The 13,570-nt window shown below is 69.3% G+C and carries 15 protein-coding genes and 5 tRNA genes; 16 read left to right on the top strand and 4 right to left on the bottom strand.

The genetic code is table 11. The features are described from left to right. The first annotated feature begins 146 nt into the window (after positions 1-146). From O1Q96_RS36280 to O1Q96_RS36240, 9 genes are all read left to right on the top strand, one after another. Positions 147-344 carry a hypothetical protein gene (locus O1Q96_RS36280; RefSeq protein WP_269252164.1) on the top strand — a complete coding sequence of 66 codons (198 nt, stop codon included), beginning with the start codon at positions 147-149 and terminating at the stop codon, positions 342-344. Between the two features lie 103 nt (positions 345-447). Further along, positions 448-1,236: a fumarylacetoacetate hydrolase family protein gene (locus tag O1Q96_RS36275; RefSeq protein WP_269252163.1), complete on the top strand. Its 789-nt coding sequence runs from the start codon at positions 448-450 to the stop codon at positions 1,234-1,236. Continuing rightward, a complete protein-coding gene (gltX, locus tag O1Q96_RS36270) occupies positions 1,229-2,704 on the top strand; it encodes a glutamate--tRNA ligase (protein WP_269252162.1) in 1,476 nt (491 codons plus the stop codon). Before O1Q96_RS36275 ends, gltX begins: the two co-directional genes overlap by 8 nt. Before the next feature lie 251 nt (positions 2,705-2,955). Continuing rightward, positions 2,956-3,723 (top strand): HAD family hydrolase, encoded by a 768-nt coding sequence (locus tag O1Q96_RS36265; RefSeq protein WP_269252161.1) that lies wholly within the window; start codon positions 2,956-2,958, stop codon positions 3,721-3,723. A 90-nt stretch (positions 3,724-3,813) separates the two neighbouring features. Next, a tRNA-Gln gene (locus tag O1Q96_RS36260) sits at positions 3,814-3,885 on the top strand. Positions 3,886-3,926: 41 nt separating this feature from the next. Continuing rightward, a tRNA-Glu gene (locus O1Q96_RS36255) sits at positions 3,927-3,999 on the top strand. Positions 4,000-4,061: 62 nt separating this feature from the next. Continuing rightward, positions 4,062-4,134: transfer RNA gene (locus O1Q96_RS36250), tRNA-Glu, on the top strand. A gap of 21 nt (positions 4,135-4,155) precedes the next feature. Beyond that, positions 4,156-4,227, top strand: a tRNA-Gln gene (locus tag O1Q96_RS36245). 21 nt (positions 4,228-4,248) lie between these two features. Then, a tRNA-Glu gene (locus O1Q96_RS36240) sits at positions 4,249-4,321 on the top strand. A 142-nt stretch (positions 4,322-4,463) separates the two neighbouring features. Here O1Q96_RS36240 and ndgR read toward each other — a convergent pair. After that, on the bottom strand, positions 4,464-5,180 hold the full coding sequence (gene ndgR, locus O1Q96_RS36235; RefSeq protein WP_007384919.1) for an IclR family transcriptional regulator NdgR: 717 nt from the start codon (positions 5,178-5,180) through the stop codon (positions 4,464-4,466). A gap of 192 nt (positions 5,181-5,372) precedes the next feature. On the opposite strand from ndgR, the gene leuC reads away from it, so the two are divergent. The 4 genes from leuC to O1Q96_RS36215 all read left to right on the top strand — a co-directional run bounded on the left by leuC (position 5,373) and on the right by O1Q96_RS36215 (position 8,700). Next, positions 5,373-6,803, top strand: a complete 1,431-nt coding sequence (gene leuC / locus O1Q96_RS36230; protein ID WP_269252160.1) for a 3-isopropylmalate dehydratase large subunit — start codon at positions 5,373-5,375, stop codon at positions 6,801-6,803. A gap of 5 nt (positions 6,804-6,808) precedes the next feature. Then, complete coding sequence (gene leuD, locus O1Q96_RS36225) at positions 6,809-7,402, top strand: 3-isopropylmalate dehydratase small subunit (RefSeq protein WP_217452553.1); 594 nt, start codon at positions 6,809-6,811, stop codon at positions 7,400-7,402. Positions 7,403-7,669: 267 nt separating this feature from the next. Next, positions 7,670-7,900: an SCO5555 family protein gene (locus O1Q96_RS36220; RefSeq protein WP_269252159.1), complete on the top strand. Its 231-nt coding sequence runs from the start codon at positions 7,670-7,672 to the stop codon at positions 7,898-7,900. Between the two features lie 137 nt (positions 7,901-8,037). Further along, the gene (locus O1Q96_RS36215; RefSeq protein WP_269252158.1) at positions 8,038-8,700 is read left to right on the top strand and encodes an HU family DNA-binding protein; all 663 of its coding nucleotides are present in this window, start codon (positions 8,038-8,040) and stop codon (positions 8,698-8,700) included. Positions 8,701-8,766: 66 nt separating this feature from the next. On the opposite strand, the gene O1Q96_RS36210 is transcribed toward O1Q96_RS36215, so the two are convergent. After that, the gene (locus O1Q96_RS36210; protein ID WP_269252157.1) at positions 8,767-8,967 is read right to left on the bottom strand and encodes a hypothetical protein; all 201 of its coding nucleotides are present in this window, start codon (positions 8,965-8,967) and stop codon (positions 8,767-8,769) included. Positions 8,968-9,116: 149 nt separating this feature from the next. Continuing rightward, a complete protein-coding gene (cofC, locus tag O1Q96_RS36205) occupies positions 9,117-9,749 on the bottom strand; it encodes a 2-phospho-L-lactate guanylyltransferase (protein WP_269252156.1) in 633 nt (210 codons plus the stop codon). A 146-nt stretch (positions 9,750-9,895) separates the two neighbouring features. Between cofC and O1Q96_RS36200 the strand changes: the two genes are divergently transcribed. The 3 genes from O1Q96_RS36200 to O1Q96_RS36190 all read left to right on the top strand — a co-directional run bounded on the left by O1Q96_RS36200 (position 9,896) and on the right by O1Q96_RS36190 (position 12,987). Further along, on the top strand, positions 9,896-10,711 hold the full coding sequence (locus tag O1Q96_RS36200) for a lysophospholipid acyltransferase family protein (protein ID WP_269252155.1): 816 nt from the start codon (positions 9,896-9,898) through the stop codon (positions 10,709-10,711). A gap of 65 nt (positions 10,712-10,776) precedes the next feature. Beyond that, complete coding sequence (locus O1Q96_RS36195) at positions 10,777-11,727, top strand: NAD(P)H-dependent glycerol-3-phosphate dehydrogenase (RefSeq protein WP_419587084.1); 951 nt, start codon at positions 10,777-10,779, stop codon at positions 11,725-11,727. A gap of 102 nt (positions 11,728-11,829) precedes the next feature. Continuing rightward, a complete protein-coding gene (locus tag O1Q96_RS36190; protein WP_269252153.1) occupies positions 11,830-12,987 on the top strand; it encodes a D-alanine--D-alanine ligase family protein in 1,158 nt (385 codons plus the stop codon). An 81-nt stretch (positions 12,988-13,068) separates the two neighbouring features. Here O1Q96_RS36190 and O1Q96_RS36185 read toward each other — a convergent pair whose 3' ends face one another. Next, positions 13,069-13,560 carry a DUF3515 domain-containing protein gene (locus tag O1Q96_RS36185; protein ID WP_269252152.1) on the bottom strand — a complete coding sequence of 164 codons (492 nt, stop codon included), beginning with the start codon at positions 13,558-13,560 and terminating at the stop codon, positions 13,069-13,071. Positions 13,561-13,570: the final 10 nt, after the last annotated feature.

The raw sequence follows: 13,570 nt of genomic DNA, 5'->3' as shown, positions 1-13,570 counted from the left end.
GACGATCACGGCGTCTTCACGGCTTCGACAGGGAAGCGCATGTTTAGCCTGACGCTTTACAGGGATGGCAAATCCGACAACCTGCGCCTGCGTGAGGGTTCTTGAACCCGCCAGGGCGCCCTACCGAACAGGGCCCGTAACCCCAGATGAAGACGACGACGATGTTCCTCAACATAGCCAACCCGCGACGCACCACGCTGGCGCATCTCGAGGACGCCGAAGAGCTGCGTATGCCGGAGCGGCAGGAGCAGCCCGTCGAGTTCACCGAGCTCCCCGCGCAGACCGCCAACCCCCGGCGCACGATCCTGATGGACGTCCCGGTCGCGGCGGCGATCGCGGAGTAAGCCTCCCACGGGCCCCGGTCCCGATGCGCGAGAGGGCCGCCCCTTGCCGCGTTAGCCTGGAGCGTCAGACTCCGGCCAGCTCAGTGAGGGGCGCAAGGATCCCGTGCGCATCGCCAGGTTCTCCATCGACGGCAACGTCGCGTTCGGTGCGGTCGAGGGCGAGAGCCCTCCTGGATCGACCGACGGGCTCGTGCTCGACATCATCAAGGGCCATCCGTTCACGGACTTCGAGCTCTCCGGCACGAAGGTTCCGCTGAGCAAGGTCCGGCTCCTGCCGCCCGTGCTCCCCAACAAGGTCGTGGCATTCGGCCGCAACTACGCGGAGCACGCCAGGGAGCTGGGCAACGAGGTGCCCGACACTCCGTTCGCCTTCTTCAAGCCGTCCACCTCGGTGATCGGCCCCGGCGACGAGATCGCGTACCCCTCCTTCTCGAACGAGGTGCACCACGAGGCCGAGCTGGCCGTCGTCATCGGCCGTATGTGCCGCGAGGTCCCGCGCGAGCGTGTCAAGGACGTCATCCTCGGCTACACCTGCGCCAACGACGTCACCGCACGCGACGTCCAGAAGCGCGAGAAGCAGTGGGCCCGGGCCAAGGGCTTCGACTCCTCCTGCCCGCTCGGCCCCTGGGTGGAGACGGACCTCGACCCGTCCGACCTGACCATCATGTGCACGGTCAACGGCCAACAGCGCCAGCTGGGCCGCACCAGCGAGATGATCCACTCCATCGAGGATCTGATCGTCAACATCACCGAGGCCATGACGCTGCTCCCCGGCGACGTCATCCTCACGGGCACCCCGGCAGGGGTCGGCCCGCTCAGTGTCGGCGACGAGGTCGCCGTCACCATCGAAGGCATCGGCACTCTCACCAACAAGGTGATCAAGCGTGGCTAACGCGAACGTCCGCGTACGTTTCTGTCCGTCCCCGACCGGCAACCCCCATGTGGGTCTGGTCCGCACGGCCCTGTTCAACTGGGCGTACGCCCGCCACACCGGCGGCACGTTCGTCTTCCGCATCGAGGACACCGACGCGGCCCGCGACTCCGAGGAGTCGTACGAGCAGCTCCTGGACTCGCTGCGCTGGCTGGGCTTCGACTGGGACGAGGGCCCCGAGATCGGCGGCCCCCACGCGCCGTACCGCCAGTCGCAGCGCATGGACCTCTACAAGGACGTCGCCGGCAAGCTCCTGGACGCCGGGCGCGCGTACCACTGCTACTGCTCGACGCCGGAGCTGGACGCCCGCCGAGACGCCGCCCGCGCCGCCGGCAAGCCGTCCGGCTACGACGGCCACTGCCGCGAGCTGACCGCCGAGCAGAAGAGCGCGTACGAGGCCGAGGGCCGCGCCCCCATCGTCCGTTTCCGCATGCCCGACGAGCCGATCACCTTCACGGACCTGGTCCGCGGCGAGATCACGTACCTCCCGGAGAACGTGCCGGACTACGGGATCGTGCGAGCCAACGGCGCGCCCCTCTACACGCTGGTCAACCCGGTCGACGACGCCCTGATGGAGATCACCCACGTCCTGCGCGGCGAGGATCTCCTCTCCTCCACCCCGCGTCAGATCGCCCTCTACAAGGCGCTGACCGAGCTGGGCATCGCCAAGGAGACCCCGGCCTTCGGTCACCTCCCGTACGTGATGGGTGAGGGCAACAAGAAGCTCTCCAAGCGCGACCCGGAGTCCTCGCTGAACCTCTACCGGGAGCGCGGCTTCCTCCCGGAGGGCCTGCTGAACTACCTGTCGCTCCTCGGCTGGTCGCTCTCCGCGGACCGCGACATCTTCACCGTCGAGGAGATGGTCGCCGCCTTCGACGTCTCGGACGTGAACCCCAACCCGGCCCGCTTCGACCTCAAGAAGGCCGAGGCCATCAACGCCGACCACATCCGGCTGCTCGACGTGAAGGAGTTCGCCGAGCGCTGCGCCCCGTGGCTGCGGGCCCCCTTCGCGCCCTGGGCGCCGGAGGACTTCGACGTGGCCAAGTGGGACGCGATCGCCCCGCACGCCCAGACCCGCCTCAAGGTCCTCTCCGAGATCACCGACAACGTCGACTTCCTGTTCCTGCCGGAGCCGGCCTTCGACGAGGCGTCCTGGACGAAGGCCATGAAGGAGGGCAGCGACGCGCTGCTCCGTACGGCCCGCGAGAAGCTCGACGCCGCCGACTGGACGTCCGCCGAGTCCCTCAAGGAAGCCGTGCTGGCCGCCGGAGAGGCCCACGGCCTCAAGCTCGGCAAGGCCCAGGCGCCGGTCCGCGTCGCCGTCACCGGCCGCACGATCGGCCTGCCCCTCTTCGAGTCCCTGGAGATCCTGGGCAAGGAGAAGTCGCTGCGGCGCATCGACGCCGCTCTGGCGAAGCTGACCGCGTAGGCATCGCGCGGGAACACGCGAAGGGGCGGCGTCCGAAGCGGACGCCGCCCCTTCCGCATGCCCGGGCCGGCCGCCGGAGCACGGTCCGGCCCGAATCCCGCTTCCCGCAAGAATCCCGGACACTCTGAGCGCACAGGACGCGCGCGTGCACCGCGTTCCGGGGAAGGCGTCGCGGGAAAAGGGTGCCGGGACGGGCGAAGTGATCCGTTGAGGCGACGGACACGGACGGACCTTTTGGCTACCGTCGGAGCATGACGATCAGAGCCGTGGTGTGGGACGTCGACGACACGATCTTCGACTACACCACTGCCGACCGCGCCGGCATGCGCGGACATTTGGCGGCCGAGGGCCTGCTCGACAGGTACGCGTCCGTCGAGGAGGCCCTCGGCCGCTGGCGCGAGCTCACCGACCTGCAGTGGGCGAGTTTCGCGGCGGGGGAGGGAGACTGGGAGAGCGGCCGCCGGGACCGGGTGCGGGCGTTCCTGGACCAGCCCCTGACCGACAGGGACGCGGAGGGCTGGTTCGCTCGGTACCTGAGTCACTACGAGGCGGCCTGGGCGCTGTTCCCGGACGTCCTGCCCGTCCTCGACCTCCTGGCGGGCAGCCACCGCCACGCGGTGCTCTCCAACTCCAGCCTCCGCGTCCAGGACCACAAACTGCGCGTCCTCGGCGTACGGGAACGCTTCGAGTCGGTGCTCTGCGCGGCCGAACTCGGCGTCTCCAAACCCGCCGCCGAGGCGTTCCACGCGGCCTGCGAGGCCCTGGCCCTGCCGCCGCACGAGGTCGCGTACGTCGGGGACCATCCGGAGATCGACGGGCGGGGCGCCGCCGACGCCGGGCTCTTCTCGGTGTGGATCGACCGCACGGGCGTGAGTGCCGTCACGGCCCCCGGTCCGGACCCCGCACCGGGCCTTCCGACGGATCGGCTCGCCCGCCTGCGCCGGATCGCCTCGCTGGCCGAACTCCCCGGGATCCTCCGGCCCGATACCCGTTTTGGAGCGCCGTCCACCTTCGGGTAATGTTCTTCCTGCGCCGCCGGAGTGCGGGCCGAAAGGCCACAGGTCGGAGGCGCAAGCTAAAACAAAATCCCCACGGGGGTTGAGTTTCAGTGGCCTATGGTGTAATTGGCAGCACGACGGTTTCTGGTTCCGTTAGTCTAGGTTCGAGTCCTGGTAGGCCAGCTCGCAGAGCTTATCTGCATCGCAGAGACCAGCTCTGCAAGGCCCCCGTTGTGTAGCGGCCTAGCACGCCGCCCTCTCAAGGCGGTAGCGCCGGTTCGAATCCGGTCGGGGGTACAGATCCTTCCCAGGGGGACAGTTCGGGTCGCACCCGCTGACTCTCATGCAGGATCGCTAGGGCCCCCGTTGTGTAGCGGCCTAGCACGCCGCCCTCTCAAGGCGGTAGCGCCGGTTCGAATCCGGTCGGGGGTACAAGGTGGTCTAGACCACCATTGGGCTATGGTGTAATTGGCAACACGACGGTTTCTGGTTCCGTTGTTCTAGGTTCGAGTCCTGGTAGCCCAGCAGGATCATTCGTGATCTCAGGCCCCCGTTGTGTAGCGGCCTAGCACGCCGCCCTCTCAAGGCGGTAGCGCCGGTTCGAATCCGGTCGGGGGTACTCACAGAAGAAGCCCTCCCCACCAGGGGAGGGCTTTTTTCGTGCCGGATGCCCGCCGGCTCCGTGCTGCGCACCATGAGGACATCAACTCCGGCCGTTCGCTGCGGCGTTGAAGCGACCGGCCGGGGAGTCGAGACGGGTGTCAGCCTGTCCGGCGCAGCGCCTCCGACAGGCGCGCGGCCGCGTCGATGACCGCCTGGGCGTGCATCCGGCCGGGGTGGCGCGTCAGACGCTCGATCGGTCCCGAGACCGAGACGGCGGCGACCACCCGGTTCGAGGGGCCGCGCACCGGCGCCGAGACCGACGCGACGCCCGGCTCGCGCTCGCCGATCGACTGGGCCCAGCCCCGGCGCCGTACCCCTGACAGGGCCGTCGCCGTGAAGCGGGCGCCCTGGAGGCCGCGGTGCAGACGCTCCGGCTCCTCCCAGGCCATCAGGATCTGGGCCGAGGAGCCGGCCTTCATCGTGAGCGTCGAGCCGACCGGGACCGTGTCCCTGAGGCCCGACAGGCGCTCCGCCGCGGCGACACAGATGCGCATGTCGCCCTGGCGGCGGTACAGCTGTGCGCTCTCGCCCGTGATGTCGCGGAGGTGGGTGAGCACCGGACCCGCCGTCGCGAGGAGACGGTCCTCGCCCGCGGCCGCGGCCAGCTCGGCCAGCCGGGGGCCGAGAATGAAACGACCCTGCATGTCGCGCGCCACCATCCGGTGGTGTTCAAGTGCCACGGCGAGGCGATGTGCCGTGGGCCGTGCCAGTCCGGTCGCCGCGACCAGGCCCGCGAGGGTGGCCGGACCGGACTCCAGTGCGCTCAGGACAAGGGCTGCCTTGTCCAGAACGCCGACGCCGCTACTGTTGTCCATGAAACGATACTCGCGTCTCACTCTGTGAAACGCAAGTTCAATTTTCCGTGGAACGCGCCACTCTGGTAGTACAGCGGCCCGCGGACCAACGGGCCCGGCGGAAGACGTCCGGTACGAGGGGTAACGGACGGCGTCCCGCACAGGAGATCTCTAGTTGGGCCGGCGCCACACAGGCCGGCCGGAGGGAAAGCGATGGGTAGGACACTCGCGGAGAAGGTCTGGGACGACCACGTCGTCCGGCGCGCGGAGGGCGAGCCCGACCTTCTCTTCATCGATCTGCACCTGCTGCACGAGGTGACCAGCCCCCAGGCCTTCGACGGCCTCCGCCAGGCGGGGCGCCCCGTGCGCCGTCTCGACCTCACCATCGCGACCGAGGATCACAACACCCCCACCCTCGACATCGACAAGCCCATCGCGGACCCGGTCTCGCGCGTCCAGCTGGAGACGCTGCGGAAGAACGCCGCCGACTTCGGTGTGCGCCTGCACTCGCTGGGAGACGTCGAGCAGGGTGTCGTCCACGTCGTGGGACCGCAGCTGGGCCTGACCCAGCCCGGCACCACGGTCGTGTGCGGTGACTCCCACACCTCCACGCACGGTGCCTTCGGCGCGCTGGCGTTCGGCATCGGCACCTCGCAGGTCGAGCACGTGCTGGCCACCCAGACGCTGCCGCTGGCCCGCCCCAGGACCATGGCCATCACGGTCGACGGCGACCTGCCCGAGGACGTCACGGCCAAGGACCTGATCCTGGCGATCATCACCAAGATCGGCACGGGCGGCGGGCAGGGATACATCCTGGAATACCGCGGCTCCGCCATCGAGAAACTCTCGATGGAGGCCCGGATGACCATCTGCAACATGTCGATCGAGGCCGGCGCCCGCGCGGGCATGATCGCCCCCGACGAGACCACCTTCGCGTACATCAAGGGCCGCGCCCACGCTCCCGAGGGCGAGGACTGGGACGCCGCCGTCGCGTACTGGAAGACCATGAAGTCGGACGAGGACGCGGAATTCGACGCGGAGGTCGTCATCGACGCCGCCTCCCTCGCGCCGTTCGTCACCTGGGGCACCAACCCCGGCCAGGGCGCACCGCTTTCGGCAGCGGTCCCCGACCCTGCTTCGTACGAAGACGCATCGGAGCGCCACGCCGCAGAAAAGGCCCTGGAATACATGGGCTTGACCGCCGGACAGCCGCTGCGCGACATCAACGTCGACACCGTCTTCGTAGGTTCGTGCACCAACGGCCGCATCGAGGACCTGCGCGCCGCCGCGGCGATCGTCGAGGGCCGCAAAGTCGCCGACGGCGTACGGATGCTGGTGGTCCCCGGCTCCGCGCGGGTCGGTCTGCAGGCCGTTTCCGAGGGTCTGGACGTGGTCTTCAAGGAGGCCGGCGCCGAATGGCGGCACGCGGGCTGCTCGATGTGTCTGGGCATGAACCCCGACCAGCTGGCACCCGGTGAGCGCTCCGCGTCCACCTCCAACCGCAACTTCGAGGGCAGGCAGGGCAAGGGCGGCCGTACGCACCTGGTGTCGCCGCAGGTCGCCGCGGCCACGGCGGTCCTGGGCCATCTGGCGTCGCCCGCCGACCTGTCCGACACCGACGTTCGTACGCCCGCTGGAGTCTGAGAGTCATGGAAGCATTCACCAAGCACACCGGCCGGGCGGTCCCGCTGCGGCGCAGCAACGTCGACACCGACCAGATCATCCCCGCCCACTGGCTCAAGAAGGTGACCAGGGACGGCTTCGAGGACGGGCTCTTCGAGGCCTGGCGCAAGGATCCGTCCTTCATCCTCAACCAGCCCGAGCGCACGGGCGCCACGGTCCTGGTCGCCGGACCCGACTTCGGGACGGGCTCCTCGCGCGAGCACGCCGTGTGGGCCCTGCAGAACTACGGCTTCAAGGCCGTCGTCTCGTCCCGCTTCGCGGACATCTTCCGCGGCAACTCTCTCAAGAACGGCCTGCTCACAGTGGTTCTGGAGCAGAAGATCGTGGACGCGCTGTGGGAGCTCACCGAGAAGGACCCCGAGGCCGAGGTCACGGTCGACCTGGAGGCCCGTGAGGTGCGCGCCGAGGGCATCACGGCCGCCTTCGAGCTCGACGAGAACGCCCGCTGGCGCCTGCTGAACGGGCTGGACGACATCTCCATCACCCTGCAGAACGAGGCGGACATCTCCGCGTACGAGGCCAAGAGGCCCTCCTACAAGCCGCGGACCGTTCAGGTCTGATCGGACCCCGGTCCGCAAGGCTGATTCCGGCCAGGACAACAGGCCTCTGTACCCCCAATCGTGCACGGTTGGGGGTACATCTGTGTCTGCCGCCGGAAGGGGGGTTCCGGCCTTTGTGATTGGCCTCAACTACCCTTGTTTCAAGGGACCTTGCTGGGGTAGCCGAACCTCGGCAGAGCCTTGTGGGGAGATGCGCAGGAGGCCCTCGGGAGGCGGTAGTTACCCCCTGCGCAGGCGACAACTCGCCCCAGATGGCACAATCTGTGCATGGAACACGACGGCCAACTCGAGCTCTATGCGGCGGTCGCGTCCCAACTCAAGGAAGCGCACACAAGGGTGCGCGCACTGCAAGTCCCGGAGGGCGTACGAATGGCGCTGACCCGGAAGCTGCTGGTCATTACGGCCGTGGCCAAACACGATCTCGCCGATGCGACAAGGCGTCTGGAGCGGTTCACGGTGGACCTCGACGAGGGTCGAATCCCCGAAGAGGAACGCTGAGGAACTTCACGCCAGCTCTAGTTCGTTGCGGCACAAGGGTGATTAGCCCGTTTCGTGTTTGATTTGCGGTATATATCTGCCTAACGTGCGAAAAGCTTGAACACTTTCGTTCTGGCAATGTCTCCGAAGGGGAAGACGTGAACAAGGCGCAGCTCGTAGAAGCGATTGCCGACAAGGTCGGCGGGCGTCAGCAGGCCGCCGACGCGGTCGACGCCGTACTGGACGCCATCGTCCGTGCAGTTGTCGGCGGGGACCGGGTCTCGGTCACCGGCTTCGGATCCTTCGAGAAGGTGGACCGTCCGGCCCGTTACGCCCGCAACCCGCAGACCGGGGAGCGCGTTCGGGTCAAGAAGACCTCCGTGCCCCGCTTCCGTGCGGGTCAGGGCTTCAAGGACCTGGTGAGCGGTTCGAAGAAGCTCCCGAAGAACGACGTCGCGGTCAAGAAGGCCCCCAAGGGCAGCCTGACCGGCGGTTCCTCCGCCACGGTCAAGAAGGCCGCCGCGAAGAAGGCCACCACCGCCAGGAAGGCGACCGCGGCCGCGAAGAAGACCACGGCCACGGCCAAGAAGACCACGGCCAGGAAGACGACGCCGGCCGCGAAGAAGACCACGGCCACGGCCAAGAAGACGACCGCCAAGAAGACCTCGGCGGCTGCCAAGAAGACCACGGCCAAGAAGACCACCGCCAAGAAGGCGGCGGCGAAGAAGGCCCCCGCGAAGAAGGCGGCGGCGAAGAAGGCCCCGGCCAAGAAGTCGGCGGCCCGCAAGACCACCGCCAAGAAGGCCACCGCCCGCAGGTAGGCAGGGGTGCAGAGGCACACACGCGCCGGGCCGGGCTCCCACGGGGGAGCCCGGCCCGCGGCGTTCTCAGAAGGTCTGCAGAGTCACCAGGGTGATGCGGTGCCGGTCCCCGCCCTCGACCTCGATCCGTACGCGCTGACCCGGACGGAGCAGTCTGAGGCCGCCCTTGTCGAACGCCGGGGCGTCGAAGGGCACGGGGGTACCGTCGTCCAGCAGCACTTGGCCGGTGCGGGTCTCGGGGTCGTATGTGTACGCGGTCGCCTGCATGGGGGAAGGGTATGCGGTCCGTCGGCAGGAGGGGTCCTCGCGGCCGGTGGGTGATGTGCGGGCCGGAGGCGGCCGGGCGGCCAAGCCGTGCACCGGAACGGGCCCGCCCCCCCCCGGAGGAAGCGCGCGTGCGCGGCGGGCCGGGCGGCTCAGGCCGCTTTGAGGCGCTCCACGGCCGCCGCCGTGCGCGGGCCCACGCCCAGGGCCAGTGCCGCTTGCAGGTCCGCGCCCGTGTCCACGTCCTGGCGCACGGAGGGCACGCCCGGCAGGAGGAGTTCCACGGCGCCCGAGGCACGGTGGCGGGCGCGGGAATCCGTACCGAATGCGGGGAGCAATTCCCGGCCGGGGGATGCGGCCAGGAGAGTTGTTCCCAGTCCGGCCGCGTCCGGCAGGAAAGCGCGGGGGAATTCGGCGGCCCCGGACAGGACGCGCGCCAATTCCGGCGGGCGCAGGGCGGGCAGATCGGCGTTCAGAGCGGCCAGCGGGCTGTGGGGGTTCGCGGTGCGTACGGCTGCCGCCGCGTGCCGCAGTGCGGCGTTCAGACCGCCACCGGGTTCGTCCGGGACGATCCGGGCGCCCAGGGCGGCCAGCGCCCGCCCGGCCCGCACGTCACCCGTGACTACGGCCACATCTCCGACTCCGGGGCAGGCCAGAGCCGCGGTCACCGTGTCCTGCGCGAAGGCGAGGGCCAGTCCCGGGCGAAGGCCGTCGGCCGCCGTGTCCGAGAGCCTGCTCTTCGCCCGCGCAAGGGCTTTGAGGGGTATGACCAAGGTCCACTGCACGAGCGCTCCGTCCCTCTCCTGTCGCGCCCCATTGTCACCCGGCCACCGGAACGGCCCCGAGGCCGGGGCGTACGGTGTTCTCGACAGACAGGCGGCCCGGGGCGACACTTGTGCGGCCCCCCAGGCCCAAGAGGAAGGTGTACCGCGTGTCCCGCCGCAGAATCGGCTTCTGGTACCGCTTCGCAGCGTTCCTCTGCAAACCGCCGCTGGTGGTTCTTCTCAAGCGGGACTGGCGCGGAATCGAGAACATTCCCGCCGAGGGCGGATTCATCACCGCGGTGAACCACAATTCACATGCGGATCCGTTCGCGTACGGGCACTTTCAGTACAACACAGGCCGCGTTCCGCGTTTCCTGGCCAAGAGCGGGCTTTTCAAGAGCGGTTTCGTGGGGGCGGCCATGCGCGGCACCGGGCAGATCCCGGTGTACCGCGAGAGCACCGACGCGCTCAGCGCCTACCGGGCCGCGATCGACGCCGTGGAGCGCGGGGAGTGCGTCGCGTTCTATCCCGAGGCCACTCTCACCCGCGACCCCGGTCTGTGGCCCATGGTCGGCAAGACGGGTGCCGCGCGGGTGGCGCTGCAGACCAGGTGCCCGGTGATCCCGGTGGCCCAGTGGGGCGCCAACCTGCTGCTGGCCCCGTACGCCAAGAAGCCCGACCTCCTGCCGCGCAAGACGCACCGCGTGCTCGCGGGCCCGCCCGTGGACCTGTCGCGCTTCTACGACAAGGAGATGACCCCCGACCTCCTGAAGGAGGCGACCGAGGTCATCATGGCCGCGGTCACCGCGCAGCTCGAACTGATCCGCGGTGAGAAGGCGCCCGGGACGCGGTACGACCCGCGTCAGGTGCGCGTCGACCAGCGGAGCAGGACGCCGGCGCAGGAGGAACCGGAACAGGCCGCGCGGGACGTCGGCGTGCGGGAAATGACCAGGACAGAGCACGAAAAGGGGCACGGCAAGTGACGACATCCGGCAAGCCCGTCAAGGCGGCCGTCTTCGGGACCGGATCGTGGGGAACGGCCTTCGGCATGGTCCTCGCCGACGCCGGGTGCGACGTGACGCTGTGGGGACGGCGGGCCGGACTCGCCGAAGCGGTCAACTCCACGCACACGAACCCCGACTACCTGCCGGGCATCGAACTCCCGGAGAACCTGCGGGCCACCACGGACGCCGCCGAGGCCGCCCACGACGCCGACTTCACGGTGCTGGCGGTGCCTTCGCAGACGCTGCGCGGGAACCTGGCGCAGTGGACGTCACTTCTTGCTCCCGGCACGGTTCTCGTCTCCCTCATGAAGGGCGTCGAACTCGGTTCGGCGATGCGGATGAGCGAGGTCATCGAGGACGTCGCCAAGGTCGGCGCCGACCGGATCGCCGTGGTCACCGGCCCCAACCTGGCCCGAGAGATCGCCGCCCGCATGCCGGCCGCCGCCGTCGTCGCGTGCACTGACGAAGCCGTGGCCCAGCGACTTCAGGCCGCCTGCCACACCCCGTACTTCCGCCCGTACACCAACACCGACGTGGTCGGCTGTGAACTCGGCGGCGCCGTCAAGAACGTCATCGGTCTCGCCGTCGGCATCGCGGACGGCATGGGCCTCGGCGACAACGCCAAGGGGTCCCTCATCACACGGGGGTTGGCGGAGACGACCCGGCTCGGCCTCGCGATGGGCGCCGACCCTCTGACCTTCTCCGGGCTCGCGGGCCTCGGCGACCTCGTGGCGACCTGCTCCTCGCCGCTCTCGCGCAACCACACCTTCGGCACCAACCTCGGCAGAGGCATGACCCTCCAGGAGACCATCGCCGTCACCAAGCAGACCGCCGAGGGCGTCAAGTCGTGTGAGTCCGTACTGGACTTGGGACGCCGGCACGGCGTCGACATGCCCATCACGGAGACCGTCGTCGACATCGTCCACGACGGCAAGCCGCCGGTCGTCGCCCTCAAGGAGATGATGTCGCGCAGCGCCAAGCCCGAACGGCGCTGAGCGGGGCCCGGGCGACGCTGAGCGACCGGCCGCGCGACGCTCAGCGACGGGGGCCCTCGGACGCTGACTCAGCCCCGTACCAACGGGTACTCTCAACCCGATATGAGCACCGAGAACCTCCCCCAGAACACCGAGCAGCAGCTCCGCAAGCCGCGCGTGGCCGTCGTGTTCGGCGGCCGCAGCTCCGAACACGGAATCTCCGTGGTCACCGCCGGCGCGGTCCTGCGTGCCATCGACCGTACGAAGTACGACGTACTGCCGATCGGCATCACTCAGGACGGCCGCTGGGCGCTCACCGCGGACGACCCGGAGCGGATGGCGATCGTCGACCGGCGCCAGCCGAACGTCGAGCAGCTCGCGGAGTCGGACGAGGGCGGCGTGATCCTGCCCGTCGACCCCGCCAACCGGGAAGTGGTCTACAGCGAGCCCGGTTCGGTGCCCAAGGCGCTCGGCGAGGTCGACGTCGTCTTCCCGGTGCTGCACGGCCCGTACGGCGAGGACGGCACCCTCCAGGGCCTGCTGGAGCTCTCCGGCGTCCCGTACGTCGGGTCCGGCGTGCTCGCCTCGGCGGTCGGCCAGGACAAGGAGTACATGAAGCGGGTGTTCACCTCCTTCGGGCTGCCGGTCGGCCCGTACGTGGTGATCCGTCCCCGTGAGTGGGAGCAGGACGAGTCGGCGTCCCGGAAGAAGATCATCGACTTCGCGGGGGAGCACGGCTGGCCGCTCTTCGTGAAGCCCGCGCGCGCGGGGTCGTCGATCGGCATCACCAAGGTCGACGACCTGTCCGGTCTCGACGAGGCGATCGAGGCCGCCCGCCACCACGACCCGAAGATCCTCGTGGAGGCGCTGCTGCGCGGCCGCGAGATCGAGTGCGGGGTCCTGGAGTTCGAGGACGGTCCCCGGGCCTCGGTACCGGCCGAGATCCCGCCGGTGCAGTCGCACGCGTACTACGACTTCGAGGCGAAGTACATCGACTCGACCCCGGGCATCGTGCCCGCCCCGCTGACGCCCGAGCAGAGCGCCGAGGTCCGGCGCCTCGCCGTCGACGCCTTCGAGGCCGCCTCCTGCGAAGGTCTCGTCCGCGCGGACTTCTTCCTCACCGAGGACGGCGAGTTCGTGATCAACGAGATCAACACGATGCCCGGCTTCACGCCGATCTCCATGTACCCCAAGATGTGGGAGGCGACGGGAGTGTCCTACCCGGAGCTGGTGGACCGCCTGATCCAGGCGGCGCTGCGCAGGCCGACGGGCCTGCGGTAGCGCTGTGCCGGTCTGCGCGGTCCGGAGTCCGCGGGCCGCCTGCGGCCGGCCGCTCGGTTCCCCGCGTGCCTTCGGGGCGCGTCAGTCGGCGATCCCCTCGGGGATCGCCTTCTTGATGGGCGCAGCGAAGTCGACGAGAGGTCCGGCGCCCTTACCGGCCTGCTCCTTGCTGAACCGCACCTCGACGTAGGCCCTGCGCAGGCCCGTGGTGAAGACGTACGAACCGTTGTCCCGCTCCTGCACGAGCCAGGCCACGCCGTTCACCACGGTCGTGGAGGCCTTCGGGTCGAGCATCTCGGCGGGCCGCCGTACACCGCAGCGCAGTATGATCGCCGGGCTTCCCCAGCCCGCGGTCAGCGCTGACCGGGGCTCGGGATCCTCCCGATCGAGGCCGTCCACCTTCCGTGGCAACGACTTGTCCAGGTTCTGACACAGCTTGGTGGCCTTCGTGCCCGGACTGGGAACCGCGGCCGATGCGTTGTCGTCTGCTGGGGAGCAGCCCGTGGCAGCGATCAGCAGGACGAGGGCGGGCGACCCGATGAAAGAAGCACGCCGGTGACGGAAGAAGTCCACCGGCCCAGGG

Origin of the sequence: Streptomyces aurantiacus (assembly GCF_027107535.1) — a bacterium.
Taxonomy (GTDB): domain Bacteria; phylum Actinomycetota; class Actinomycetes; order Streptomycetales; family Streptomycetaceae; genus Streptomyces.
This window is presented reverse-complemented; position numbering and strand designations above follow the sequence as displayed.